Here is a 3,273-nt window from a genome sequence, read left to right as displayed (position 1 = left end):
TAATTATGTGCGCTGCAGCCAAATGTATCATTAATCCCTACAAACTCAATTGGTTTGCATTCTTTGCAGATCGCCTCTGCAATTGCAGATCCCATGCCTCCGGCTATATTATGTTCTTCTGCTGTTACGACTGCTTTTGCATCCTTAACAAGCTGAATAACCGCTTCCCGGTTCAATGGTTTTATGGTACTGACATTCACAACTTTTATAGACACTTTTCCTTCCAGCTCTTCTGCCGCTTTCAACGCAAGCCCTGCCATGATTCCGGTAGCAAATACTACGATATCTTTTCCTTCTTTTAAAACTGACGGCATTCCGATTTCGAATTTTTTGCCCTCCGGTGTTACATTTTCATAATCATTTCGATTGAGCCGAATATAACAGGGACCATTGTATTCTGTAATTGCCTTTACCGCTTCCACGGTTTCATTGGCATCTGCAGGACAGATTACCGTCATGTTAGGCACCGCCCGGAAAATTGCCATATCTTCCACACACTGATGGGTCGCCCCATCTCCAAAGTCAGACATTCCTGAAGAAGAACCGCATATTTTCACATTTAATTTTCCAATAGCGATTGTCTGACGGATCTGATCAAATGCCCTTCCTCCGGAAAATACAGCAAAGGAATTTGTAAATGGAATTTTCCCCGTTTGGGCAAGCCCTGCTGCAACCGATGTCATGTTCGCTTCTGCTATACCCATTTCAAAATGTCTGTTGGGATACGCTTCTTCAAACAGCTTACCCATTGTAGAACCACCCAGATCGGCGTCCAGCACAACAATATTTTCGTTTTCTTTTCCAAGCTCCACCAAGGTTTTGCCATAAGCGATTCTCTGATTTGTATAGCTCATTCTCTCTGCCTCCTTTATGATAATTCTGCGATAGCCTGTTTATAATTTTCTTCCGTCAGCATTCCATTGTGGAATCCCACTACATTTTCTGCGAAGCTTACGCCCTTGCCCTTTACCGTATTGGCAACAATCATGGTCGGTCTTCCCTTTACCGTATCTGCTTCGTCCAGAGCACTTAAGATCTCTTCCATGTTGTGACCATCAATTTCAATCACATTCCATCCAAAGCCCTCCCATTTCTCGATTATAGGATTGGAATCCATCCGGTCCACAATTTTGCCGTTAGCCTGCAGCCCGTTTCTGTCCAGAATGGCAACGAGATTATCTGCCTTATATGCACTTGCCGCCATTGCCGCTTCCCAAATCTGGCCTTCTGCCATCTCACCGTCACCGCAGAGCACATATACTTTCCGGTCAATCCCATCCAGCTTCATCCCCAGTGCCATTCCAAGCCCGATCGACAGCCCCTGTCCCAGAGAACCGGTTCCGGCTTCAATCCCGGGCGTCTTCAATACATCCGGATGCCCCTGCAGGTAAGAACCGATTTCTTTCGTTGTCTTCAAATCGGCAACCGGGAAATAACCCGCTTCCGACAAGGCTGCATACTGCAGGATCGCCACATGACCCTTACTTAACAAAAACCGGTCCCGATCCTCCATTTTCGGATTCGCCGGGTCATGCTTCATTTTGTAAAAATATAAAGCAGTTACGAGATCAGCGGAAGAATTAGATCCTCCGATATGTCCGGCAACCCCTACGCCGATGCTGACTACTACATCTTTCCTGATTTGCTTTGCTTTCATCTGAAGCTCTTCAATCAACTTCTTGTCATAAACCATTCCTTTTCCTCCTTTATTGTTTTGTATGTTGTTATATGTCAGTTGTATTACAGGTGATGAGTAGAATATTACTCTCCTCTAGCAATTTTGTCAATAGAATTGGTTTATTTTAATTTTTTTTGTTTATTATATATAATTTTTGATTTAAAAATTTGTTGATAATTTTTATACGGGACGGAGACGAGGGATAATTGAACTCTACGCTACCGATTCTCTTTCATCCTCCAGAACTATTTTAAATTGCAGGGGAATCGCCTGGGCAGCCTGTGTAAGTGAAATCCCGGTCTTATCAAAAGAGTCATAAGCCCATTCACCCGCCTTGGGTTCCATATAAGCATACTTTCCCATTAATAATTCTTAACTGCTTCGGCAGTTAACTTCAACATAAAAATTTCCTAAAAAGGGCAAGAATCATAAACTCTACGGAGCGTTTATTGCTATTGTGGGGATAGAAAGATATGCTTAGATTTAGAGAAAACAGTTAAACAGAAACCAGAAGTCCAAAAACCTAGAAAATAGACAAGGATTTACGACAAACTCAGACTTGTTAATGCATTCAGAAAAAGGAGAAATTATGGGTAATTTTCAACCAATCAATATGGAGACATGGCCTATGGCACAGGCTTTTTACTACTATACGCAGATGGCGCCAACCAGCTATACCGTCAACGTCAATATAGATGTAACAATACTTAGAAAAATACTGAAAGATCGGGGGTATAAATTTTTTCCGGCCTACCTTTATTCCGTGACCAAAGCAATTTCAAAACAACCAGAGCTGCGTGTTTCCCTGCAAGACAATATATTGGGACACTGGGACTCTCTCACCCCCACTTACCCGCAATTTCATGAAGACGATAAGACAACATCCCTTTTATGGACAGAATACCATGATAATTTTGAAGTATTTTACAGACAATACCTTGCCGATACAACCCAGCATGGGGGAAGCCATGGAATCCTCTCTTCCAAAGGTGCTCCGCCGCCTAATGCTTATGTAATATCCTGTATTCCCTGGTTTACATTTGAAAGCTTTTCCATTCACAATCATGGAATAAAGAATTACTATGTTCCAAGCTTTGAAGCGGGTGGCTTTACAGAACGTTCTGATGGAAAAATCATGATGCCCTTATCTGTTACCGTTCACCACGCAACAACAGATGGATACCACTTAAAAGAGTTTTTTGAGGAATTGCAGCAAACCATGGATACTCCCCATGAGTGGCTATAAATGAGCTCCGCCTTTCATTCCAGCAAAAAAAGTAAACTTCCATCTCCTTTTACGCATAAACAGCCAAAACATACTGCGCTGCATCCAATAAAGAACAGCCAGCCACACCCCCAGGGTTCCAACCTGCTGAGAAAACCAGCTTTGTATCAACGAATGCTATCTCGGAAAGAGAAGGGGGCGGACCAGGAGAGGGGTTTGGAAGGCGTATAGCAGATCTGTGCATTTACTTACCTTACCGGAGTGTTTTTTGGCGGATAGTATTCGACTGGCTCCCATCGGATACTAAGCGGGCATTGAGCGTGTTTTAAAATTCATTTCTGTCAGCTGTGCGTCACAGTTTGTGGGAGAT

Annotated in this window: 5 protein-coding genes; 1 reads left to right on the top strand and 4 read right to left on the bottom strand. The window is 43.0% G+C overall.

The window, feature by feature from the left end:
* The 3 genes from ACH2DQ_RS25680 to ACH2DQ_RS25670 form a co-directional block, all read right to left on the bottom strand.
* Positions 1–854 (bottom strand): transketolase family protein (locus ACH2DQ_RS25680; RefSeq protein ID WP_395028630.1); only part of this gene is annotated, 854 nt, incomplete at its 3' end.
* Between the two features lie 14 nt (positions 855–868).
* A complete protein-coding gene (locus ACH2DQ_RS25675) occupies positions 869–1,693 on the bottom strand; it encodes a transketolase (protein ID WP_394912546.1) in 825 nt (274 codons plus the stop codon).
* 198 nt (positions 1,694–1,891) lie between these two features.
* The gene (locus ACH2DQ_RS25670) at positions 1,892–2,023 is read right to left on the bottom strand and encodes a hypothetical protein (protein ID WP_394912545.1); all 132 of its coding nucleotides are present in this window, start codon (positions 2,021–2,023) and stop codon (positions 1,892–1,894) included.
* A gap of 244 nt (positions 2,024–2,267) precedes the next feature.
* On the opposite strand from ACH2DQ_RS25670, the gene ACH2DQ_RS25665 reads away from it, so the two are divergent.
* Positions 2,268–2,924 carry a CatA-like O-acetyltransferase gene (locus ACH2DQ_RS25665; protein WP_394912544.1) on the top strand — a complete coding sequence of 219 codons (657 nt, stop codon included), beginning with the start codon at positions 2,268–2,270 and terminating at the stop codon, positions 2,922–2,924.
* A gap of 282 nt (positions 2,925–3,206) precedes the next feature.
* Here the strand turns inward: ACH2DQ_RS25665 and ACH2DQ_RS25660 are convergent.
* Positions 3,207–3,273 (bottom strand): DUF6783 domain-containing protein (locus tag ACH2DQ_RS25660; protein ID WP_395028631.1); only part of this gene is annotated, 67 nt, incomplete at its 5' end.

The organism is Robinsoniella sp., from assembly GCF_034124845.1.
This window is presented reverse-complemented; position numbering and strand designations above follow the sequence as displayed.

Excerpts from the sequence above, each read along its gene's own strand:
- ACH2DQ_RS25665 (WP_394912544.1), top strand. The coding sequence starts at position 2,268 with ATGGGTAATTTTCAACCAATCAATATGGAGACATGGCCTATGGCACAG.
- ACH2DQ_RS25675 (WP_394912546.1), bottom strand. The coding sequence starts at position 1,693 with ATGGTTTATGACAAGAAGTTGATTGAAGAGCTTCAGATGAAAGCAAAG.
- ACH2DQ_RS25670 (WP_394912545.1), bottom strand. The coding sequence starts at position 2,023 with ATGGAACCCAAGGCGGGTGAATGGGCTTATGACTCTTTTGATAAGACC.